This is a genomic window from Ruegeria sp. CJ6 (assembly GCF_056536665.1).
The window spans coordinates 563,619-586,242 of record NZ_JBQFQB010000001.1 but is presented as its reverse complement, the minus strand read 5'-3'; the positions used below and the strand labels follow the sequence as shown (position 1 = coordinate 586,242).

20 protein-coding genes and 1 tRNA gene are annotated in these 22,624 nt (G+C 57.1%); 12 read left to right on the top strand and 9 right to left on the bottom strand.

The annotated features are described in order from the left end of the window. Positions 1–11: 11 nt before the first annotated feature. The 4 genes from ACR0BT_RS02970 to fabI all read right to left on the bottom strand — a co-directional run bounded on the left by ACR0BT_RS02970 (position 12) and on the right by fabI (position 4,472). A complete protein-coding gene (locus tag ACR0BT_RS02970) occupies positions 12–1,853 on the bottom strand; it encodes a SurA N-terminal domain-containing protein (RefSeq protein WP_170646150.1) in 1,842 nt (613 codons plus the stop codon). 81 nt (positions 1,854–1,934) lie between these two features. Further along, positions 1,935–3,110, bottom strand: a complete 1,176-nt coding sequence (locus ACR0BT_RS02965; RefSeq protein ID WP_480762498.1) for an aminotransferase — start codon at positions 3,108–3,110, stop codon at positions 1,935–1,937. A 39-nt stretch (positions 3,111–3,149) separates the two neighbouring features. Next, positions 3,150–3,659, bottom strand: coding sequence for a xanthine phosphoribosyltransferase (gene gpt / locus ACR0BT_RS02960; RefSeq protein ID WP_170392980.1), 510 nt, complete (start codon positions 3,657–3,659; stop codon positions 3,150–3,152). A 6-nt stretch (positions 3,660–3,665) separates the two neighbouring features. Next, positions 3,666–4,472, bottom strand: a complete 807-nt coding sequence (fabI, locus tag ACR0BT_RS02955) for an enoyl-ACP reductase FabI (RefSeq protein ID WP_170405951.1) — start codon at positions 4,470–4,472, stop codon at positions 3,666–3,668. A gap of 134 nt (positions 4,473–4,606) precedes the next feature. Between fabI and pdxH the strand changes: the two genes are divergently transcribed. From pdxH to ACR0BT_RS02935, 4 genes are all read left to right on the top strand, one after another. Then, positions 4,607–5,212, top strand: coding sequence for a pyridoxamine 5'-phosphate oxidase (gene pdxH, locus ACR0BT_RS02950; RefSeq protein WP_170405948.1), 606 nt, complete (start codon positions 4,607–4,609; stop codon positions 5,210–5,212). Positions 5,213–5,329: 117 nt separating this feature from the next. Continuing rightward, on the top strand, positions 5,330–5,857 hold the full coding sequence (locus ACR0BT_RS02945; RefSeq protein WP_170392983.1) for a cold-shock protein: 528 nt from the start codon (positions 5,330–5,332) through the stop codon (positions 5,855–5,857). A gap of 7 nt (positions 5,858–5,864) precedes the next feature. After that, positions 5,865–6,332 (top strand): DUF192 domain-containing protein, encoded by a 468-nt coding sequence (locus ACR0BT_RS02940; protein ID WP_170392984.1) that lies wholly within the window; start codon positions 5,865–5,867, stop codon positions 6,330–6,332. A 43-nt stretch (positions 6,333–6,375) separates the two neighbouring features. Then, positions 6,376–6,452: transfer RNA gene (locus ACR0BT_RS02935), tRNA-Pro, on the top strand. An 8-nt stretch (positions 6,453–6,460) separates the two neighbouring features. Here ACR0BT_RS02935 and ACR0BT_RS02930 read toward each other — a convergent pair. Beyond that, entirely contained in the window at positions 6,461–6,895 is a 435-nt protein-coding gene (locus tag ACR0BT_RS02930; RefSeq protein ID WP_480762497.1) for a hypothetical protein, read from the bottom strand. A 544-nt stretch (positions 6,896–7,439) separates the two neighbouring features. Here ACR0BT_RS02930 and ACR0BT_RS02925 point away from each other — a divergent pair. After that, positions 7,440–11,057, top strand: a complete 3,618-nt coding sequence (locus ACR0BT_RS02925) for a vitamin B12-dependent ribonucleotide reductase (RefSeq protein WP_480762496.1) — start codon at positions 7,440–7,442, stop codon at positions 11,055–11,057. Between the two features lie 544 nt (positions 11,058–11,601). Beyond that, positions 11,602–11,847 (top strand): CREC-EF hand family protein, encoded by a 246-nt coding sequence (locus ACR0BT_RS02920; RefSeq protein ID WP_170509731.1) that lies wholly within the window; start codon positions 11,602–11,604, stop codon positions 11,845–11,847. A 54-nt stretch (positions 11,848–11,901) separates the two neighbouring features. Here the strand turns inward: ACR0BT_RS02920 and ACR0BT_RS02915 are convergent, their stop codons facing one another. Continuing rightward, the gene (locus tag ACR0BT_RS02915) at positions 11,902–13,446 is read right to left on the bottom strand and encodes a trimethylamine methyltransferase family protein (RefSeq protein WP_480762495.1); all 1,545 of its coding nucleotides are present in this window, start codon (positions 13,444–13,446) and stop codon (positions 11,902–11,904) included. A gap of 413 nt (positions 13,447–13,859) precedes the next feature. Here ACR0BT_RS02915 and ACR0BT_RS02910 point away from each other — a divergent pair, with 413 nt between their 5' ends. Then, positions 13,860–14,378, top strand: a complete 519-nt coding sequence (locus ACR0BT_RS02910) for an outer membrane beta-barrel protein (RefSeq protein WP_170510161.1) — start codon at positions 13,860–13,862, stop codon at positions 14,376–14,378. Positions 14,379–14,395: 17 nt separating this feature from the next. Here the strand turns inward: ACR0BT_RS02910 and ACR0BT_RS02905 are convergent, their stop codons facing one another. Together ACR0BT_RS02905 and ACR0BT_RS02900 are read right to left on the bottom strand one after the other, a co-directional pair. Then, a complete protein-coding gene (locus ACR0BT_RS02905) occupies positions 14,396–15,571 on the bottom strand; it encodes a pyridoxal phosphate-dependent aminotransferase (protein ID WP_480762494.1) in 1,176 nt (391 codons plus the stop codon). Between the two features lie 57 nt (positions 15,572–15,628). Continuing rightward, on the bottom strand, positions 15,629–15,973 hold the full coding sequence (locus ACR0BT_RS02900) for an MmcQ/YjbR family DNA-binding protein (protein ID WP_480762493.1): 345 nt from the start codon (positions 15,971–15,973) through the stop codon (positions 15,629–15,631). Positions 15,974–16,191: 218 nt separating this feature from the next. On the opposite strand from ACR0BT_RS02900, the gene cysS reads away from it, so the two are divergent. From cysS to ACR0BT_RS02885, 3 genes are read left to right on the top strand one after another with little or no spacing between them, the layout of a single operon-like run. Next, positions 16,192–17,592, top strand: a complete 1,401-nt coding sequence (cysS, locus tag ACR0BT_RS02895) for a cysteine--tRNA ligase (RefSeq protein WP_480762492.1) — start codon at positions 16,192–16,194, stop codon at positions 17,590–17,592. Continuing rightward, positions 17,589–19,223 carry a citramalate synthase gene (gene cimA, locus ACR0BT_RS02890; RefSeq protein WP_480762491.1) on the top strand — a complete coding sequence of 545 codons (1,635 nt, stop codon included), beginning with the start codon at positions 17,589–17,591 and terminating at the stop codon, positions 19,221–19,223. The genes cysS and cimA overlap by 4 nt, the downstream gene beginning before the upstream one ends. Position 19,224: 1 nt before the next feature. After that, entirely contained in the window at positions 19,225–20,001 is a 777-nt protein-coding gene (locus tag ACR0BT_RS02885) for a squalene/phytoene synthase family protein (protein WP_170610813.1), read from the top strand. Between the two features lie 2 nt (positions 20,002–20,003). On the opposite strand, the gene ACR0BT_RS02880 is transcribed toward ACR0BT_RS02885, so the two are convergent. Continuing rightward, the gene (locus ACR0BT_RS02880) at positions 20,004–21,230 is read right to left on the bottom strand and encodes an MFS transporter (protein ID WP_223118012.1); all 1,227 of its coding nucleotides are present in this window, start codon (positions 21,228–21,230) and stop codon (positions 20,004–20,006) included. 98 nt (positions 21,231–21,328) lie between these two features. On the opposite strand from ACR0BT_RS02880, the gene ACR0BT_RS02875 reads away from it, so the two are divergent. Both ACR0BT_RS02875 and ACR0BT_RS02870 read left to right on the top strand, forming a co-directional pair. Then, entirely contained in the window at positions 21,329–21,961 is a 633-nt protein-coding gene (locus ACR0BT_RS02875) for a DNA-3-methyladenine glycosylase family protein (protein ID WP_170392996.1), read from the top strand. Further along, positions 21,958–22,623: an alpha/beta fold hydrolase gene (locus ACR0BT_RS02870; RefSeq protein ID WP_170392997.1), complete on the top strand. Its 666-nt coding sequence runs from the start codon at positions 21,958–21,960 to the stop codon at positions 22,621–22,623. The genes ACR0BT_RS02875 and ACR0BT_RS02870 overlap by 4 nt, the downstream gene beginning before the upstream one ends. The last annotated feature ends 1 nt before the right edge of the window (position 22,624 follow it).

Sequence of the window (22,624 nt, the reverse complement as noted above, 5' to 3'; positions counted from 1 at the left end):
TTCTGTCTCTTTTAGTAACTGGCCCGTACCGCGTTCAGCGCTTGCTGATCCAGCACAGGGCGTGCGCGTGTCTGGGCATTGCGCACATAGATGTCAAAGATGTTCTGCGCCAGCGCCTGGCTCAATTGCGCAGCCAGTGCATCCTGCATCTGGCGTTGCTCATCGGTTTCCGCCGGAGGTAGCTCTTCATCCAGACGCACGATCAGGGCGTTACCGTTTCCGGGAATGACACGCAGCTCACCAGGGTCCATTTCAAACACCTGAGTCATGAAGTCCACGGGAACATCTTCGAGGAATGCGGTACGTGTCAGCGCATTTTCGACGCGGAAGGGCAGGCCAGTGGCGGTAAAGTCGCCATCTGTTGCCAGCTGGGTCAGAACCGTGTTGCCCTGATTTTGCAGCGCTTTCGCAGTTTCTACCTGCAGCCATGCCTCGGCGACACGGTCACGGGCGCTTTCCAGAGGTTCCGGGCGCGGTTCCAGCACTTCATTCAAGCGCAGCGCAAAGATCGAACCATCTTCAAGGAACGCGACCTCTGGGAAATCACCTTCTTGCACAGCCTCAGCGACTGAGCGGAAGCCGTCATACGCGGCAACGCCATCGTCGCTTTGCTGGGTCCAGTCGATCTGACCCAGTTCCATCTCGGTCTCACCGGCCAGTTCTTCCAGTGTTGCGCCGCCTGCAAGCAGGTCGTTGATGTCTTCGGCCTGTGCTTCGATCTGACGGCGCGCTCGGTCGGCGGCGAGTTCTGCACGAAGTTCGGGTTCGGCGTCTTCGAAACTGACATTGTTCTCGGCCAGCGATCCATTGATCCGGAACAGGGCAGGGCCGAACACCGTGGGAAGCGGGCCGACCACATCATCGATCTCGGCGGCAAACACGGCGTCGGCTGCATCGCCCAGATCTTCACGGGTGACATCGCCCAGATCAACATCGCTCAGCTCAAGCTGACGTTCGCGGACCAACTGTTCGAAATCGGCCCCGCCAACTTCAAGTTGTGCCAGCGCCTCGGTTGCGGATTCTTCGCTGGGATAGGGCAGACGCTCGACCAAGCGGCGCTCGGGTTGGAAAAATTCGTCAGCGCGTTGGTCGTATAGACGGCGCAGAGAATCTTCGTCCACTTCGATCGTATCGAGCAGCATGTCGGGCGACAGAATGGCGTAGGTCAGTTGCTTGGTGCGGGGCAGGGTGAACTGATCGGTATTCTCATCGTAATATGTCTGAATCTGCGCGTCTGTGGGTTGGGCCACGGGCGTTTCGAGAAGGTCGGCAGACAGCGTCGCCACGGTAAAGCTGCGGCGGGCCAGCACATAGTTCGACAAAGCCTCGGTCAGCGTACGGGGCATTTCAACACCGCTCATGACCGCGCCCTGAACGATGGTGCGTGAAGATTCTTTGCGCAGATCCGATTCGAATTCGGAATCGGTCATTCCGACCTGTTCCAGCTGAAAGCGATAGGCTTCGCGGTCGAATGTACCGTTTACACCTTGGAACGCCGGTATCTGTACAATCTCGTCCTGCAGGTTCTCGTCACCGATCGAAATGCCAAGCTGTCCGACCTCGTTATCGATTGCGGCCAGTGCGATCAGGCGCGAAAGGGCAAGTTGATCAAGGCCAAGATCATGTGCCTGCGAAATCTGCATTGCCTGTCCGGTTTGCGCTTCGACGGCCCGGATCTCGCGCTGAAGCTCACGAAAATACGCGTCGACCGAAACGCTTTCATCACCGACCTGCGCAACCGTACGAACGGTTCCGGTCAGGCTGGTGGCGCCAAAGCCCGCAAGGCCCAGCATCAAAAGACCCATGAGAATCCAGACAAAGGTTTTGGATAGGTTTTTCATGCCTGCGGCCATGGTGCCCTCTTGGTTTTGTCGGCAAATGTCTGCCCAGTCGGTTGCGGCCCTGAATACGATGCGTGCAGCCGGGGGGCAAGCTTAGAAGGACAAGCCGTGCAATCGGTCGAACAATTGCGCGATACCGGCGCGGTCAAGGTTGGCAAATGCTACGCGAACCTGCCGCTTTCCCGCGGAATCGCCCTCTGGCATGAACATGGTACCCGGCAAAAGCAGTATACCTGCCTCGGGTACCAGCCGTCGGGCCAATTCGTCGGAAGCGATGCCAAAGGGATGTTCGAGGTAGGCAAAGTAAGCGCCAAGTCCCAAAAGACGCCAGCCTTTGTCTTCAAGGCGTGGCATTCCTTCCGCGATGGCCGCTCTTCGGTCGAGAATTTCATCTCGTTCACCCGCAACCCATTGGGTCAAGTTCCGCATGCCCCAAAGCGCGGCAAACTGGCCGATCTGGCCGGGGCAGATTGCGACCGTGTCCAGAAATTTTTCGATCTCCGACAACAGGGCGGGGCTGGTTGAAATCGCGCCGACACGGTGACCGGTCAGGCGATAGGCTTTTGAGAACGAGTAGAGATGGACAAACGTATCGTCCCAACCCGATTGCTGGAACAGGTCATGAGGCGCGCCTGATCGACTGTCGAAATCGCGATAGGTTTCGTCAACCAAAAGACGAAGCCCCGTTTCCCTCGCAAGATCATAGAAGCGGCGCACCAAGTCCGCAGGATATTCGACACCACCGGGATTATTCGGCGTCACCAACGAAATCGCCCGTGTCTTTTCGGTGATAAGGGCGCGGGCCCGTTCCGGATCGGGAAGCAAATCATCGTCTGTGGGCAAATCAACGGTTTTTACCCCAGCCATATCCAGCCACATCTTGTGATTGAAATACCAAGGGGTCGGAAGGATCACCTCATCCCCCTGATCGGTAATTGCCGAAATCACGGCTGAAAAGGCCTGATTGCAACCCGAGGTGATTGCGATCTGATTCGCCGATACCTCAGCCGCATAATGTGCGCTGATCTGAGCCGCGAGTTCGGACCGCAGGTCATCGTTGCCCAGAACCGGGCCGTATAGATGCGCGCTGTCCTGCTCGACCGCGAATTCGGCCATTGCTTGCCGCAGCGCTAACGGGGGCGGATCGACCGGAGCCGCCTGACTGACATTGATCAACGGACGGTCAACTGCGAACTCGACCCCGTCCAGCCAACGGCGTGCCTCCATCACCGGAGGGGCAAAGGTGGCGGCAGTGCGGGTCATTGTCATGGTGAGTCCGTGATTTCAGCGCTTAGTTGAAACGCTTGATTAATCGGTGCCCCGATAGGGTTCGACATATTGCAGCGCCATGTCCCATGGGAAGAAAATCCATGTGTCCTGACTGACCTCGGTAATGAAGGTGTCTACCATCGGACGGCCCTTGGGCTTGGCGTATACGGTCGCGAAATGCGCTTTGGGGAACATCTCGCGCACCAGTTCCAGCGTTTTGCCGCTATCGACCAGATCGTCGATGATCAGAATACCGGTGCCATCACCCATCAGATCAGCATTGGGCGCTTTGAGAATTTCTGCTTCGCCCTGCGCTTGATGATGATAGGATTTCACGCTGACAGTATCGACCGTACGGATATCCAGTTCGCGGCTGACGATCATCGCGGGGGCCATGCCGCCACGTGTAATTGCTACGACTGCACGCCAAGCGCCGTCATCTGGTCCTTGCCCATCCAGACGCCACGCAAGAGCGCGCGAGTCGCGATGAATCTGATCCCAGCTGATGTGGAAGCCTTTTTCGTGTGGCAGGCGGTCCTTGGCGCTCATGGTCTGTTATCCTTTTTCAACGTCCGGCGCGTCGACGGCCTTCATTCCGACGATGTGATAGCCTGAATCCACGTGCAGATTCTCACCTGTCACTCCGCTGCTGAGATCAGACAGCAGATACAGGGCCGATTTACCAACATCATCGATGGTCACATTCCGGCGCAGGGGCGAGTTATACTCGTTCCACTTCATGATGTAACGGAAATCGCCGATGCCGCTGGCCGCGAGCGTTTTGATCGGGCCTGCCGAGATCGAATTCACGCGAATGCCGTCTTTGCCCAAATCCTCGGCCAGATACTTTACGGATGCCTCAAGGGCGGCTTTTGCAACACCCATTACATTGTAGTGTGGCATGACCTGTTCAGCGCCGTAATAGGTGAGGGTGATCGCACTGCCGCCTTCGTTCATCATTTTCTCCGCGCGCTGCATAACGGCGGTGAAAGAGTAGACCGAAACATCCATCGTCAGGTTAAAGTTCGCGCGCGATGTGTCGACGTAGCGCCCGCGCAATTCGTTCTTGTCAGAAAAGCCAATAGCGTGGACGACGAAATCCAGTTTACCCCATTTCTTTTCCAGCGCGCTGAAGAGTTCATTAATTGATTCTTCGTCGCTGACGTCACAGGGCAAAACGATCTCGCTGCCCAACTGCGCCGCCAATGGATCGACGCGTTTTTTCAGGGCGTCCCCCTGATAGGAAAAGGCCAGCTCGGCCCCGGCGTCGGACAAGGCGCGGGCGATACCCCATGCGATTGATTTGTCATTGGCCAGTCCCATGATGAGGCCGCGTTTTCCGGCCATCAACTGATTTGACATCTTCGGTTCTCCGCCTGTCGTCGCATTGTGTTCGGTTGGTTTATGCCATTGATTGTCCTGCTTCAAGGCCATGCGCTCTTGCCCGCAGCGGGTTCTCGCCTTAGGGTCATGTTAATTGTTTCCTGGGGATGGAAATGAACGAGCATAATGGCATCTTCGCCGGGGCTGATCCGTTTGAAATCGCGGATCGGTGGCTGGCCGAGGCAGAAAAGACCGAACCGAATGATCCTAATGCGATTGCTTTGGCAACCGTGGACCCGGAAGGTTTGCCGAATGCCCGTATGGTTCTGCTGAAGGAAATCGAGAAGGACGCGTTTGTTTTCTATACGAACTATCACAGCGCCAAGGCTCAGGAGTTGGATAGCGCCCACAAAGCGGCTTTTGTGATGCATTGGAAATCTTTGCGGCGACAAATCCGTGTTCGTGGTACAATCACCAAGGAAGATGGGCCGCAGGCGGACGCATACTACGCCTCGCGCTCGCTCAAAAGCCGCTTGGGTGCTTGGGCGTCACACCAGTCGCAACCGCTGGAAAGTCGTGCATCCCTGATGGCCGAAGTGGCTAAAGTGACCGCAAAGTTGGGTACCAACCCGCCTCGCCCTGAATTTTGGGGGGGATACCGTGTAACACCTGTCGAAGTCGAGTTCTGGGCCGATGGTGCCTTCCGGTTGCATGACAGGTTTCAGTGGAAGCGACAAAATGTCGATTCCGACTGGCAAGTGCTGAGGTTAAATCCATGACGTTCGCGTTGCGTGAAATGCAACTGTTTGCAGACAATAGCTTTTTTCAGCTTGAATTTGCGAGCCAAAACATAAACAAGAAACCCTTAACGACTTGCCTATCGTAATGGGAAAACAGTGCCAGAAGATCTGAACAGCATGTACCGCGTCCGTGGACACGTAAAATGGTTCGATCCCGCCAAGGGATACGGATTTGTTGTGTCTGACGAAGGCGGCCCGGACATTCTGTTGCACGTCAACGTGCTGCGAAACTTCGGGCAAAGCTCGGTCGCGGATGGCGCCGGCATCGAGATCATGACCCACAAAACTGATCGCGGTGTTCAAGCGGTCGAAGTGATCAGTGTTGACCCGCCTGTTCGCGCGGAAACTATGATGTTGGCCGATTTTGCCGAGCTTGATCCAACCGTGATCGGCAGCGCTCCGCTTGAGGCTGCGCGCGTCAAATGGTTCGACAAGGGCAAAGGGTTTGGCTTTGCCAATGTTTTCGGCAGCAGTGAAGACGTATTCCTGCATATCGAGGTGCTACGTCGTTCTGGGTTGGCAGATCTGCAACCGGGCGAAGCGCTGGCCATGCGGGTCATTGATGGCAAGCGCGGAAGAATGGCCGCGCAGGTTCTGGCCTGGGAAGCGGCCCTGAACGACTAGGTTCTGAATGATGAGAACGGCTTTCGTACTGGCGCTCCTGAGTTTTTTGATTGGCGGGATCGCGCGGGCTGAATGCCGTCCGGATCGTGTCGAGCTTCGAAATGATCTGGCAGAGGTTCGCTTCGACGTTGAACTGGCCATCACACCGAAAGAGCGATCGCGCGGATTGATGTTTCGCGAAAGCATGCCCAACAGATCTGGTATGTTGTTTGTTTTTGATCCCCCTCAACCTGTTGCGTTCTGGATGAAGAATACCCTGATTCCGCTTGATATGATCTTTGTTGATCGCGCGGGCACTGTGACGCGTGTGCACGAAGGTGCAATTCCGGGGGATCTGAGCCCAATCGAAGGCGGCGATTCGGTTTATGCAGTCTTGGAAATCAACGCTGGCCTAGCCGAGCGTTACGCCATTCGGCCTGGATCGCAGATGCGCCACGAAGTTTTTTCGCAAGGTCCTGCAATTTGGCCCTGTTAGGGCTTTTCAAATCAGATCGGCACGTTTAGGAAGGCGCACGGTCCGGGGCGTGGCGCAGTCTGGTAGCGCACCTGTTTTGGGTACAGGGGGTCGTAGGTTCGAATCCTGCCGCCCCGACCATTTTTCCTCTACACTGGCGTTCCGCCATAGTCGGTGTAGAGTTTGGAAAAATCCCTGTCCAAATCTTTGCTTTCAATAGGTATTCTAAGAGTTGAACCATCTTTCTGCGGAACCAGAAAGTACAACTCTGCGTCCACGCGATACCCGGCCTGATTCTTGGTCGAGCTCAGTCGCGTTACGATCTGCGGCAAGTTCTGCGGATAACCGTTGAAGCTGAGAATCAAATACGCCGTTGCCTCGGGCGGCAAGGTCTCGCGGCATTCAAAGATGCTTGCGGTGGTCTTGATATACTTGTCGCCCGGCCCCGCGCAGTCGGTCCTGAAGGAATTGAAAAGGTTCTGCGGATAACCGTCGAATTGCGCGCTGCGAGATGCAGGTGGTGCTTCCTGTGATGTGCAGGACACGATTAGCACCACAATAGTTAACAATGAAATCAAACGCATGTAGAGTAGATTTCCCATCCAGAAATGTCGTGTGATTTTAAGTATGGCACGCGCTGCGATGTCGTGACGATGATTCTCTGAACATGTCCTTAACGCGGGATCGGTTGATCAATGACCTCTAACTGTGGCGGAAAACACGAGAAATCACTCTGACACATCAAGGCGGAATGGGCTGGTCGTCCGGGACATGTCTGTGGAGGAATCGCGATGCGGCGAAATTCCGCCGGTTCAGCAAAACAGGTCAAGCTAAAAGATTCCAAAAATGACCGAAAAAGCCCGTTGACCAACTATGGGAATATACGTCAGATTGTATGGGCCGAAAGACGAGCCACTAAATCTGGTAGGCAATGACCGGAAAAGGCATCGGGCGAGGGACGGAAAGCATACCACTATGACGTAGACCGTATTCGCGGTTCTGCGCTGTTCTAGACAGCGTCCGGTCCCTTGCGTCTCAAATTCGTCGGTAGTGCGGGCGGCACCCCGCAGCATCAAGATTTAGTGCCGGGACTTGAAATTTGGACAGATCGAAGCTGGGGCAGCGGACATGAAGATTGAAAGAAAATTCACCAAACCGGGACAGGATGCATATGGCGATCTGGATTTTGTGTCCGCAACATCCGAGATTCGCAATCCGGATGGCACAATCGTGTTCCGTCTGGACGAGATCGAAGTGCCTGCAAAATGGAGCCAAGTGGCTAGCGATGTCATCGCACAGAAGTACTTCCGCAAGGCCGGTGTTCCTTCCAAACTGAAGAAGGTTAAGGAAAAGGACGTTCCCGAATTCCTGTGGCGATCGGTTCCTGCGGAAGATGCTGAATTTGATGGCGAAACCTCATCGAAACAGGTTTTTGATCGTCTGGCCGGCGCGTGGGCTTATTGGGGCTGGAAGGGCGGCTATTTCTCGACTGAAGAGGACGCGAGCGCCTATTTTGACGAGATGCGCTATATGCTCGCGACCCAGCGCGCAGCTCCGAACTCGCCGCAGTGGTTCAACACCGGTCTGCACTGGGCATATGGGATCGATGGCCCGGCGCAGGGGCACCACTATGTTGACTACAAAACCGGCAAGCTGACCAAATCGAAATCCGCCTATGAGCATCCGCAGCCGCATGCATGTTTCATCCAGTCCGTCGATGATGATCTGGTGAACGAAGGCGGCATCATGGATCTGTGGGTGCGCGAGGCGCGCCTGTTCAAATACGGCTCGGGTACCGGGACCAACTTTAGCCACTTGCGCGCAGAAGGTGAGGCGCTGTCGGGTGGCGGCAAATCCTCGGGCCTGATGGGCTTTCTCAAGATCGGCGACCGCGCCGCTGGCGCGATCAAATCAGGCGGGACAACCCGTCGGGCAGCAAAGATGGTAATCGTCGATGCAGATCACCCCGATATCGAGCAATTCATCGAATGGAAGGTGATCGAAGAGCAGAAAGTGGCCTCGATCGTTGCCGGATCGAAGATGCACGAGAAGATGCTGAACGGCATTTTCGAGGCCATTCGCTCATGGGACGGCGCTGCTGATGACGCCTATGATCCGAACAAGAACGACAGCCTGAAAAAGGCCGTTCGTGAGGCGAAAAAGGTCGCCATCCCGGAGACTTACATCAAGCGCGTTCTCGATTATGCGCGGCAGGGGCACGACAGCATCGAGTTCCCAACCTACGATACTGACTGGGATTCGGAAGCCTACAGCTCGGTCTCGGGTCAAAACTCGAACAACTCGATCCGTGTGACCAACGCGTTCCTGACCGCTGTTGAGAAGGATGCCGATTGGGAACTTATCAACCGGACCGATGGCAAGGTCGCCCGCACCGTCAAGGCGCGTGATCTATGGGAAAAGGTGGGCCACGCCGCATGGGCCTGTGCCGATCCGGGCATTCAGTTCCACGACACCGTCAACGAATGGCATACATGCCCGGAAGACGGCGAGATTCGCGGATCGAACCCGTGCTCGGAATACATGTTCCTCGATGATACGGCCTGTAACCTGGCGTCGATGAACTTGCTGACTTTCCTTAAGGATGGTGAGTTCCAGGCGGCAGACTATATGCATGCCTCGCGTCTGTGGACGCTGACGCTGGAAATCTCGGTGACCATGGCGCAGTTCCCGTCTAAGGAAATTGCGAAACTCTCTTACGACTTCCGCACCTTGGGGCTGGGATACGCCAACATCGGCGGCCTGTTGATGAACATGGGTTACAGCTACGACTCGGATGAGGGGCGTTCGATCTGTGGCGCGCTGACCGCGATCATGACCGGTGTGGCTTATGCGACCTCGGCAGAGATTGCAGGCGAGCTTGGCCCGTTCAAAGGATATGAGCGCAACGCAGACCACATGCTGCGCGTCATCCGCAACCACCGTCGTGCGTCGCAAGGAGTGACCGATGGTTATGAAAAACTGGCTGTTAAGCCGGTGCCTCTGGATCACGACAATTGCCCGGACAAACGTCTGATCGATCTGGCCATGTCAGCTTGGGATGAAGCGCTGAGCCTCGGCGAAAAGAACGGTTATCGCAACGCGCAGGCCACAGTTATCGCACCAACCGGCACCATCGGTCTGGTGATGGATTGCGACACGACCGGGATCGAACCGGATTTTGCGCTGGTTAAGTTCAAGAAGCTTGCGGGAGGCGGTTACTTCAAGATCATCAACCGCTCGGTGCCTTCGGCGCTTGAGAAACTGGGCTATTCCTCGGCTCAGATCGAAGAGATTGTGGGTTATGCGGTTGGTCACGGCACCATCGGCAATGCGCCGGGGATCAATCACACCTCGCTGACTGGTCATGGTTTTGGCCCGAACGAGTTGGCAAAAGTAGATGCCGCACTGGAAAGCGCGTTCGACATCCGGTTCGTCTTCAACCAGTGGACGCTGGGCGAGGACTTCTGCACCGGTGTTCTGGGCATCCCGGCGACCAAGCTGAATGACCCGACCTTCGATCTGCTGCGCCATCTGGGCTTTACCAAGGCGGATATCGACGCGGCAAACGACCACGTCTGCGGGACCATGACGCTGGAAGGTGCGCCGCATCTGAAGGAAGAGCACTATTCGATCTTCGACTGCGCCAACCCGTGCGGCAAGAAAGGCAAGCGTTTCCTTGGGGTTGATAGCCACATCACTATGATGGCGGCAGCGCAGAGCTTTATCTCGGGCGCGATCAGTAAAACGATCAACATGCCCAATGACGCGACCATCGAGGATTGCCAGAAGGCCTATGAACTCAGCTGGTCGCTGGGTGTGAAGGCCAATGCCCTGTACCGTGACGGCTCGAAATTGTCGCAGCCTTTGGCAGCAGCGCTGGTCGAGGATGACGACGAGGCGGCGGAAGTGCTGGAAAGCGGTTCGACGCATGAGAAAGCTGTCGTTCTGGCCGAGAAGGTAATCGAGAAGGTTGTGGTCAAAGAAATGATCCGCAGCCATCGCGAGAAACTGCCGCATCGCCGGAAGGGCTATACCCAAAAGGCAATCGTCGGTGGCCACAAGGTCTATCTGCGCACCGGTGAGTTCGAAGACGGTAAGTTGGGCGAGATTTTCATCGATATGCACAAGGAAGGCGCTGGCTTCCGGGCGATGATGAATAATTTTGCCATCGCAGTCTCGGTCGGCCTGCAATATGGGGTGCCGCTGGAAGAATTCGTCGACGCCTTTACCTTCACCAAGTTCGAACCGGCGGGGATGGTTCAGGGCAACGACTCGATCAAGAACGCGACGTCGATCCTTGATTACATCTTCCGTGAACTGGCTGTGTCCTATCTGGATCGCACCGATCTGGCCCATGTCAAACCCGAAGGCGCAACCTTCGACGATCTGGGTCGCGGCGAAGAGGATGGTCTGTCCAACGTATCGGAAATCAGTGAAAGCGCGGCAACCAAATCTCTGGAAGTGCTGAAACAAATCAGCTCGACTGGGTATCTGCGCAAGCGGCTACCGCAGGATCTGATGGTCTTCAATGGTGGTCAAGCCGACGTGACGGGCATGGCGGAAACCGCAGCTACGTTCGAAGCACCGGCTGAAACAGCCGTCGCAACCAGCATGGACGCACGTACCAAAGCCAAGATGCAAGGGTACGAGGGCGATCCATGCGGCGAATGCGGAAACTACACGCTGGTGCGCAACGGCACCTGCATGAAATGCAACACCTGCGGCGCGACCAGCGGGTGTAGCTGAGTTTAGCGCCCCGGCAACCCGGGGTGCAGGGGTCGGATAGCTGCCACAGGTACCGACCCCGACGAATACGAAGCAAGGCGCTGAGACTTACCATCGATGCCTTGTTTCACTCGGCCGACATGCCCGTGTCGGCCGGGAACAGGGTGGGGCGGAATATTTGCTCCCTCCCACTCTCTCACGGGACGGGTGCGCTCGTCCCATGCGCAGTCCAGGCCGCAGGCAAAAAAACACCGGGCGGTCAACGAAATGAGCCTGGAAGGCGAAACTGACAGGGGGCTTCGGCCCCCTCTCTTTTTTCAACCCCGAGTCGTGGATTTGAGCAGGGCATTGCCGGATCATCCTGTTTGGATCGGGCAAGAGTTGCCGAAACCTGTCCTGGCCATTTCGCCCGGCAAGCCTCCGCAAATGCGACTCAGTCAAACACGCAGAGATTGGCTCGAATGCGGTCATATCAATCTGAGCGGGTGACACGCTTTCAAGACGGCCTTTTTTTGGCGCTTGTCCGGACGCAAACACTCAAGAAAACGCAATCAGGAGGCATAACATGAAACCGCAAATAATGGCCCTTATCTCAACCTTCGCACTTGGCCTGCCGACATTGGCCGTTGGCCAAAGCGCCGCCGATACCAACGGCGACGGAGTACTGACGATCGATGAAGTTCAGGCCGTCGTGCCTGACGTTGATGCCGAAGGCTTTGCGCAGATGGACGCAAACGGCGACGGTGCGCTAGATCAGGATGAGATCACCATCGCTGAACAAGCGGGCCTGCTGCCGCCGTCCAACGGCTGATCAAGCAGGAATACGGGCGGCCCGGAAGCTCCGGGCCGCTTATTTTTCAGTGCCTTACGCGGATAAGTAAATGTTGAACTTGCCGCGAATTTCCGCGTCCAGAAGCGGGTCGAATCTGGCCGGGGATGGCACGGCGAGGATTTCTTCCTTCCGCTTCACTGCCTTTTCGATCAGGTCCGGTTTGCCAAGCTCAACCCATTCCTTCGGAGATGATCGGTCACCAAAGGTAGGATAGACGTAATCTGCCTGCATACGGCCTAGCGTCGCATCGGTGCCAAGATAATGCCCAGGACCACCCATGCAGACTTCGGCCATCTGGTCCAGTGCCAGCGTCTCGTCCGTGACCTCAATTCCGCGCACACAGCGCTGTGCCTGTCCGATCAGGTCATCGCTCAGGATCAGGCTCTCGTGGCAGAACCCCAGCAACGAGGCATGCATGCCTGCGGCTTCATACACCATGTTCAGGCCTGACAGCCCAGCCATGACGTTCGAACACATTTGTTCCCAACCGGCCTGCATGTCGGGCAATTTCGCGTCCGATGCACCAGCTGCGGCACCACCGGGCAGATCGTAGAACTGGTGCATTTGCGCGCAGCCCGCGGTTAGCAGAGCTTGTTCACCCGATCCGATGGACATGGCACCGGTGCGCAGGTCCAGACCAAAAGGCCAAGTGCCAAAAATCGCGGGTGCACCGGGCTTTACGGCGTTTACATAAACCAAACCCGCCAGACATTCGGCGGTGGCTTGTGTGATCGCTCCGGCAACGGTCGAGGGTGCGGTAGCTCCTGCCATGCCCGCAGAAAGCAACAAAACCGGCATTCCGGCCTTGATGCATTCTTCCATCACCTCGCAGCTTTCGGTGGCGAATTTCATCGGAGGCACAACGAAGCAGTTGGAATTGGACATGAAGGGCCGCTCGCGCCACTTGTCCTCTCCGCCCGCGATCATGTGCAGCATTTCGATGGCGGGGGCCACATGGCTGGGCTCTGTGAACGACGTACCGATGTGTTTGAACGTGCCTGAGGTGGTGGCGTAGACCGTGTTCAGATCCATCTCAAGGTTGTCGGCGATATCTCGGCACACCATGGGGCGTTGAACAAAGTGAATGTTTTCAAGCTGTTCACAGATGCGAGTCGCGTCATGCAGGTCCTGCAGGGTCGAGTCGCGATATTCCTGCCCATGCACGTCGACCATGCTGACCGCTGCGCCTGCGGTGCCATAATGGACACGCGTTCCCGACAGCTCCAGATCCGATTTGCCGTCCCGGCTGTGCAGAGTGATCGAGCGATTGGCCTTGGCGATTGTGTCCTCGACCAATGCGCGCGGAAAGCGGATGCGGCCATCGTCGCCCAAGGTGCATCCCGCAGCCACGAGATAGTCGATCCCACTTTGTGGCGCATCAGCAAGGCCGATGGTTTCCAGTGCGGTCAGAGCGGCCTCGTGGATGCGTTCGATCTGTGCTTGGGTCAGAACCTTCAGGGTTCCGCCCTCCATACCAGGCCGAATCGGGCGAAGATGTTCCGGAAGAGCTGACGCACGGGCGGCACGACGCGCGGCGCGGCCACCGCTGCGGGATGAGTTTCGGGTTTGTTCGTTCATGTGTGTGTCCGGTCAAAAAAGTACGTTGTGGGTGAGTGTACCTAGACCAGTGCTGGCCGTCCTCGTGCCGCACGACCGCGATCCGCACCAATGGTGCGGCTAACCAGTCGAATTTTCCAAGCTTCGTTATGCATCAACTTCCTCAGTCTGATGCGCCCATTGTTTCAATGCACTTCTGGACAATCTGTTCTGTTTGCGACTTTGGACTAATTTTATTGGGCCATCAGTCAAAATGAACTGGGCGCAAATCCTCGTGACTAAATGTTTTTTTCCAATTGCGGTAAGAATCTGTTAATCTGCACGTAGTTATTTGGATTTGTATCTTAGGTTTAAGTAAATACTGGGGTTGGCTGATCAGCAGATCGCTGCCTCGGGGATGCGCCCAAACCGGCAACGGATGTTTGGAGGTCTGCATGAAGTCATTACTGGCCGCACTCGCCGCAGCACTGATAACAGGTGCTGGGCAGGTTGTGGCAGAAGACTGGACAGGCGCGTACGCTGGTTTCAGCTTTGGTTATGCAGATGTTGATGGGTCCGGAGGGGCAGGCGGAAGCGGGGGCAGTTTTGGCCCGCTGATCGGATACGACTATGATTTTGGAAATTTCGTACTTGGCGGTGAGTTGGAATATAACCGCCTGAATCTTGATCTGGGACAATCCGAAGGAAGCCTTGATAGTATGTCGCGATTGAAGTTGCGCGGCGGCTACGACTTTGGATCAGCCCTTGGCTATGTTGTCTTGGGAACCGCGCGGGCCAGTACGTCGGGTGACAGTGATACGGCAGCCGTCTACGGGATCGGTGTTGCCTATCCGCTTGGCGAACGGTTTGTAATCAGTGGCGAAGCGCTGCGGCAGAACTTCGATGATATACCGGAGTCTGGTCGAAGCCTCGACGCAAATGTGTTCAACTTGCGCACCACATTCCGCTTCTGAAACTCGGTGGTCGATTGTCATCCCTCTGCCAATTGAGCGGCAAATTCGCATAGGGTCTGTAGCGATGTGACGAATTTCTCGTCATCGATTGTCATGGCCACGCGGATGTGACCTGCGGCGGCAGAACCAAAGCTTTCACCGGGCATCACAGCGATGGCATGCGTGTCCAGCAGCGCATTTGCGAACACATCACCGCTAAGACCCGTAGCCCGGATATCCAGCATCAGATACATCGCGCCTTGCGCCGGTATTAAGGTGACGACCTGCTGCGCAGCCAGCACTTCAATCGCCAGAGCGCGGCGGCGGCGAAACGGCGCGGCAATTTTGTCTTCGAGAGGTTGTCCCACGCTCAGCGCATAGTTGGCCGCATCCTGTATAAAGCCGGGCACACCATAGGTTGTGTGTGTTGCCAAGTTGATCAGGTGGTCGATCACGCCTTCCGGAGCAACGATCCACCCACAACGCGAGCCAGTCATGGCATGAGATTTCGACATTGAACCCACGACCAGAGTGCGCTCAGCCATGCCGGGTAGGGCGCGCGGTGACAGGTGTTCACCCTCCCAAACCTGAGTATCGTAGACTTCATCGGAAATCAGCCATAGATCGCGGCGCTGACAAACCTCGGCGATGGCAGAAAGTGTTTCGGCGGAATAGACCACACCAGTTGGATTGTTTGGGGAGTTTATCAGCAGCGACACCGCCCCGCCTGCCGCGCCATCGATATCGGAAGCGCGAGGTTGGAACAAATCTTCGGCGCGTGTTTCTATGCGTTTGGCTACCGCTCCAACGCCACGGATCGTGCCGGGGTAGGTGGCATAATACGGATCCAGGTAGAGCGCGATATCGCCCGGATCGCAAAGCGCGGTGTGCGCCGCAAACAACGCGGCCTGACCGCCAGGGGTGATGATAACGTTGTTGCGTGTGGTCGCTACACCTGTTCGCATTTGGACACGGGCGGCCACAGTATCACGCAGCAGATCAGTGCCCGGAACCATCGCGTATCCTGTGTGCCCGCTGCGGGCCGAACTTTCCATGGCCGACAATACTGACTGATCGGTCCGAATGTCATGCTCGCCGATCGTCAACTCGGTAACGGCATGGCCTTCGGCAATCATCCGACGCGCGCGGATGAACACCTCCCAGCCGTCTGATCCACCCTCGGTCAGATGCGTAATGCGATGCGATAGTTTCAAGGGATTCTCCCGACCGGCTATGACGCCGAATGGGGCAAAGCACAGCAATTTTGTCAATCAGCTTCGCGGTGGCAAACTCGCCTGTATCTTCTTGGTCAGCGATGCACGGACGATATCGTATGAGGTGATCAGGCGATGTTGCATCTCGTCGGCGGCGGTTTCCCACGGCAGGCGAACCCAGCTGCGGTGAAAATACGGGGCCTTGGTGCCAATCCCTGCGTCGATCAACATCTGCGCGGTCTCAATGTCGGGTGTCTTGACCGATACACCATCCCCGACCGAACCGACGCAGGCGAACATCTTGCCGCCAACTTTCCATGCGTCGTGGCCGCCACCCCAAGGGTCCGAAAGTTCGGCACCGGGCAGGTCTGCGCATAGGGAATTGACGTAATCACGGGTCATGGTGGGCAGACTGCCTCTGTGGAGGTTGAAACTCAAGGCTTGGCTCAGCATCAATCCCGTGCTAGGCAAAGCACATGAACCGGAAAACTTGCATCATTATCTGCTGCATTACCTGCTGATTTCTCAAGCGGGCCGGTTTCTTTCGTTTTCATCTCTGAGACAAGTTGCTAAGCCCGCGCCAACGCGTGACGTATATGCTGTTTCAGGAGCACGACCCGATGACGACGATCAAACTGCACAACACAAGGACACGGACGAAAGAGGATTTCGCGCCGATCGATCCCGATAATGTGCGGATGTATGTCTGTGGTCCGACGGTCTATGATCGGGCGCATCTGGGGAACGCACGGCCTGTGGTTGTGTTCGACGTGCTCTATCGTTTGTTGCGGCATGTATACGGTGCTGATCACGTGACCTATGTGCGCAATTTCACCGACGTGGATGACAAGATCAACGCCACCGCATTGTCGCGCAAGAAGGCTGGGGCTGACGGGTCTTTGGAACAGTTGGTGCAGGAACGTTCGGACGAAACCATCGGCTGGTATCTGCACGACATGGGCGCGCTGGGGGCGTTGGAACCCAACGCGATGCCGCGCGCCACAGAGTATATCGCGCAGATGATTGCGATGATCGAAGACCTGATGGCCAAGGGGCACGCTTATGCTGCCGAGGGTCACGTGTTGTTCGCGGTGGACAGCTGGAAGGAACACTATGGTGCGCTGTCGGGGCGGTCGGTTGATGACATGATCGCCGGGGCGCGGGTCGAGGTCGCGCCTTACAAGAAGAACCCGATGGATTTTGTGCTGTGGAAGCCGTCGACCGATGAGTTGCCCGGCTGGGACAGCCCATGGGGCCGGGGGCGTCCGGGGTGGCATATCGAATGCTCGGCCATGAGCTATGAATTGCTGGGCGAGAGCTTTGATATTCACGGTGGCGGCAACGATCTGATGTTCCCGCACCACGAGAACGAGATTGCTCAGAGCAAATGTGCCCACCCGCATGGCGAATTCGCGCGTGTCTGGATGCATAATGAGATGCTGCAGGTCGAGGGCAAGAAAATGTCCAAATCGCTGGGCAATTTCTTCACCGTTCATGATCTGCTTGAGCAGGGTGTGCCGGGTGAAGTGATCCGGTTTGTGTTCCTGCAGACCCATTATCGCAAGCCGATGGACTGGACCGAGAAGAAGGCGCGCGAAGCCGAGGCAACATTGCGCAAGTGGCGGGCGTTGACAGCGGGCATCGAGCCCGCCGCCACCGCGGCACCTGCGGTCATCGATGCGCTTGCGGATGATCTGAACACGGCAGGTGCCATCGCGGAACTGCATCGTTTGGCTGCAGATGGTGATGCTTCGGCTTTGCTGGCAAGTGCGCAGCTGGTTGGACTGTTGGGGGACGATATGGGCGCTTGGGCCGAGACCGCTTCGGCTAATCTGTCGTCTCATGCAGAAAAGCTGGCCGCTGCGCGCGCGTTTGCGATGCAGAGCAAGGATTTCTCTGAGGTTGATCGTCTAAAGGCGGCATATATCGCCGCCGGGCTTGAGGTTCGGATGAGCAAGGATGGTGTGGAATTGGTGCCCGGCGCCGGATTCGACGCCGCCAAGCTGGAGGGGGTCGAATGACCAAGGAACGCCTTTACCTCTACGACACCACGTTGCGCGACGGGCAGCAAACTCAGGGTGTGCAGTTCTCGACAGCCGAGAAGGTGCAGATCGCGCAGGCGTTGGATTCGCTGGGGATTGATTACATCGAAGGGGGTTGGCCCGGAGCGAACCCGACCGACAGTGCGTTTTTTGAGAGCGCGCCTGAGACGTCGGCCTGTATGACGGCGTTTGGAATGACCAAACGCTCGGGCAGGTCGGCTGAGAATGATGACGTTCTGGCGGCTGTAATGAACGCGGGAACACCAGCCGTTTGTCTGGTTGGGAAATCGCACGATTACCACGTGACCCACGCACTTGGTATCACGCTGGAGGAAAACACCGAGAACGTTCGCGCCTCGGTCGCGCATATCGTGGCGCAGGGGCGGGAGGCTCTGTTTGATGCCGAGCATTTCTTTGATGGCTACAAGGACAACCCGGAATATGCGGTTGAAGTCTGCCGCGCTGCGCTCGATGCAGGGGCAAGGTGGGTGGTTCTGTGTGACACCAATGGCGGAGCATTGCCGGCAGAGGTCGGGCGGATCGTATCCGAGGTGATTGCGGCCGGTCTGCCGGGGGATCGGCTGGGCATTCATACGCATAACGACACCGAGAACGCAGTGGCGTGCTCGCTGGCTGCAGTCGATGCGGGGGCGCGGCAGATTCAAGGTACGTTGAATGGGTTGGGAGAGCGCTGTGGCAATGCCAACCTGACCGCTTTGATCCCAACGCTGATGCTGAAAGAACCCTATGCCTCGTGCTATGAGATCGGAGTGATGCCCGAGGCGCTGGCCGGGCTGACGCGCATCAGCCGGATGCTGGATGATATCCTGAACCGAGTGCCCAGCAAGCAGAGCGCCTATGTGGGCGCGTCGGCATTTGCGCATAAGGCCGGGCTGCATGCCAGCGCGATCCTCAAGGACCCGACAACCTATGAGCATATCAATCCGGCAAGTGTTGGAAATGCGCGCATCATTCCGATGTCGAACCAGGCTGGGCAATCGAACCTGCGCAAACGTCTGACCGATGCGGGATTGGCCGTAGAAGCGGGCGATCCGGCGTTGGGACGTATCCTTGAGCGGATAAAACTGCGCGAGGCCGAGGGGTATTCCTACGACACCGCGCAGGCTAGTTTTGAGCTGCTGGCGCGGGATGAGTTGGGGCAATTGCCCGAATTCTTTGAGGTCAAGCGCTATAAGGTGACCGTTGAACGCCGGAAAAACAAATACAACAAGATGGTCAGCTTGTCCGAAGCGGTTGTTGTTGTGAAAGTGGATGGCGAGAAGAAGCTGTCGGTAAGTGAGTCGCTGGATGAAAGCGGTAGCGATCGCGGTCCGGTGAACGCGCTCGCCAAAGCTCTGGCCAAGGATTTGGGGCAGTATTCGCAGATACTGTCTGATATGCGGCTGGTCGATTTCAAGGTGCGTATCACGCAAGGCGGGACTGAGGCGGTCACGCGCGTGATCATTGACAGCGAAGACGGGCAAGGGCGGCGCTGGTCTACGGTTGGGGTGAGTGCGAACATAATTGATGCCTCGTTCGAAGCGCTACTGGATGCGATTCAGTGGAAACTGGTGAGCGATTGCGCCCCGCAGTCAGCGGCCGCCGAATAAGGTGGAGTTCGACGACGACATCAAGGCTTGTGCTGCGCTGGTTCATCGGGCCGATCCCGATCGCTTTATGGCTGCCATGGCCGCACCAGTTGAGGCACGGGCAGTTTTGTTCCCGATTTATGCGCTGAACGTCGAGGTGGCCCGTGCCCCATGGGTGACGCAAGAGAGCATGATCGCCGAGATGCGGCTGCAATGGTGGCGCGATGCCTTGCAAGAGATTGCCGAAGGTCCATCTGTTCGTCGGCACGAGGTTGTTACGCCATTGTCGCGCGTGATTTCTCCGCATCTGGCAGCGCTGCTGGATGAATATGTGGCCGTAAGGCGTTGGGATATCTATCTTGATCCGTTCGAGGATGAGGCGCATTTTGACGCCTATATTTCCCATAGCGCTGGAACATTAATGGTGGTGTCGGCGCAGGCTCTGGGTTCGGCGGATGAAACTGTTCTGCGTGATTTCGGATATGCAGCGGGGGTCGCGAATTGGCTGCGCGCAATTCCCGAGCTTGAGGCACGTGGGCGCATTCCTTTGCTGGACGGAACCCATGACGGGGTTCGGGCGCTGGCGCAGAAGGCTTTGGACCGATTGGCGCGGGCGCGGTCCGCCCGCAACGAGGTCTCGGCACAAGCACGGCCTGCGCTCTATGCGGGGTGGCAGACGGAATGGGTGTTGCGGACTGCATTGGCCAGACCGGACCGGGTGGCCGCAGGTGCGTTGGCTCAGGGTGAAATCCGACGTCGGTTTACCCTGATGAAAACCGCAGCGACCGGGCGCTGGTAACGTCAGACGGTTTGTGGGTCCGAAGGCCTCAGAACCAGCCACAGCAGCGCGCCACCTGCAAGGGTCAGCAGCGGGATCATGGCGAGGTTTACGGCCGTCCAACCCTCGACCGCTGAACCGCCCGAGCAGTTCATCAATCCGCCAGAGGCAAGCGAAGCAAAGGTCACGCCGCCAAACACCAGCAAGTCATTCAGGCCCTGCATTCGCCCGCGTTCGTGCACTTCATGCGAGTCTGCCAACATGCTGGTGGCTCCAATGAAGCCAAAGTTCCATCCGATGCCAAGCAGGATCAGGGCGACGAAAAAGTTACCTAGATCAACACCTTGCAAGGCGACAATGCCTGCGCCGCCAAGGATTGCCAAACCGAGAGCTACGATCTTTTCGACCCCAAACCGCGCGATCAGGTGGCCGGTGAAGAAGCTGGGAATGTACATCGCCAGTACGTGGCTGGTGACGATATCCGCGGCATCACCTTCGGTATATCCGCACCCGACGACGGCCAAAGGTGTAGACGTCATTACAAGGTTCATCAGCGCATAGGAAACCATTGCGCAGATGATCGCTACTGCGATGCGTGGGGTTTTCAGCAACTCCAGCCGTGTGCGACCTTTGGGTTCATCTTCGGTCGGTTTCGGCGGAGTAGGGATGTCGAGAAAGAAGAACAGGGCTGAGCCGATTACGTTGATCGCGATCACCGCCAGATAAGTGCCCAAAAACGGGACCACATACGCCTGCGAGGTCAGCTTGACGATCTGAGGGCCGATGATCGCCGCCGCAAGCCCTCCGGCCATGACGTATGAGATCGCCTTGGGCCGAAATGCATCAGAGGCGGTGTCTGCTGCTGCAAAGCGATAAAAGCCATGTGCGCTCATGTATATGCCGGTCAGGAAGCTGCCGATCAGGAAGATCGGGAACGAGCCGAGATAAAGGCCGTAAGCCCCGATAACGCCCCCTGCGGCACCTGCGGTTGATCCCACAAGAAACCCGGCACGGCGTCCCCAGCGTTGCATGATGGCTGAAATCGGCGTGGCCGCCAGCATTGAACCCAGAACGATCAGTGAAATCGGCAGCGTCGCAAGGCAAGCGTTGCTGGCCAGCGATTGGCCTGCCAGCCCGCCGACGATGAACATCATGGGCATCTGTGCACCCAGGATTGCCTGTGCTGCCACCAAAACGGCGACGTTGCGTTTGGCCTGACTGTCGTCAGGGGTGGCAGCGATCATTGTCATGGGCGAATGGTTATCTACGATTGAGACTTGGCACAAGCGGGTTGCATATGCGGCACATCCGCCTAACGTGCGGACAAGGATCACTTATCGGAGAGCGCATGTCCGTCGGACGCATCATCGAAACACCGGACTGCGTTACCGAAGGGGCCGAGTGGTTGGCTGAGGCCTGCCCCCGGATGGCTTATGCGATGGAGCAAACCGGACCCCTGCCACTCAGGCGCAAGCCTGACGGGTTCGCCCAATTGCTCAGCGCGATTGTCAGTCAGCAGGTCAGCGTGGCCTCGGCAAACGCAATCTGGAAGAGGCTGCAGGACGCAAAACTGACCGGTCCGCGCAAGATTATGTGGGCCACTGATGATGATCTGCGCGCTGTGGGTCTCAGCCGTCAGAAAATTCGCTATGCCCGCGCCTTGGCTGAGGCGCGGATCGATTACAAAGCGTTGCGTGATGCGCCAGATGACGAAGTGGTCGCAATTCTGACCGAGGTACCGGGAATCGGTGTCTGGACTGCCGAGATTTATGCGATGTTTTCGCTGGGTCGCGCCGATGTGATTGCACCGGGCGATCTGGCCTTACAGGAAGCTGCACGCATCCTCTATGAATTGCCAGAACGACCAAAAGACAAAGAGTTACGCCAGATGGCTGAAGCATGGTCGCCGTGGCGATCGGTTGCGGCGCGGGTGCTGTGGGCCTATTACCGGGTCGCAAAAGACAGAGAAGGGATCAGATGACACGGGTTTTGAACGCGCTCAGGAAAGAGCCGGTTTCAGGCGACACACGCTCGGTCGTGGTGTTTGTGCATGGTTATGGTGCAAACGGGGCCGATCTTTTGGGGCTGGCTGATCCGTTGGGCGAGCATCTCCCGGATACGTTGTTTGTAGCTCCGGACGCGCCTGAACAGATCATCGGTATGCCCAACGGTTTCCAGTGGTTCCCGATCCCGTGGATTGATGGCTCATCCGAGGAGGAAGCCCGACGGGGTATGGAAATGGCGGTTGAGGATTTCAACGCGTTCCTTGATGCGCTGATGGTGGATGAGGATGTCCTGCCAGAGCAGGTAGTGCTGTTCGGTTTCAGCCAGGGCACGATGATGAGCTTACATGTAGCCCCGCGCCGCGAGGACCCAGTGGCCGGGATCGTAGCGTTCTCGGGCCGTTTGCTGGAACCTGATTTGCTGCCAGACGAAACCGTAAGTCGCATGCCGATCCTGCTGGTGCATGGCGATGCCGATGACGTTGTACCGCCGCAATCGTTGCCAGAAGCAGCTGAGGCACTTCAGGCGGCCGGGTTCAAAGAGGTTTATGCCCATATAATGAAGGGCACCGGCCACGGGATTGCTCCGGATGGCTTGAGTGTTGCGCTGGCCTTCATGCGGGATAAGTTGAGCCTCTGAC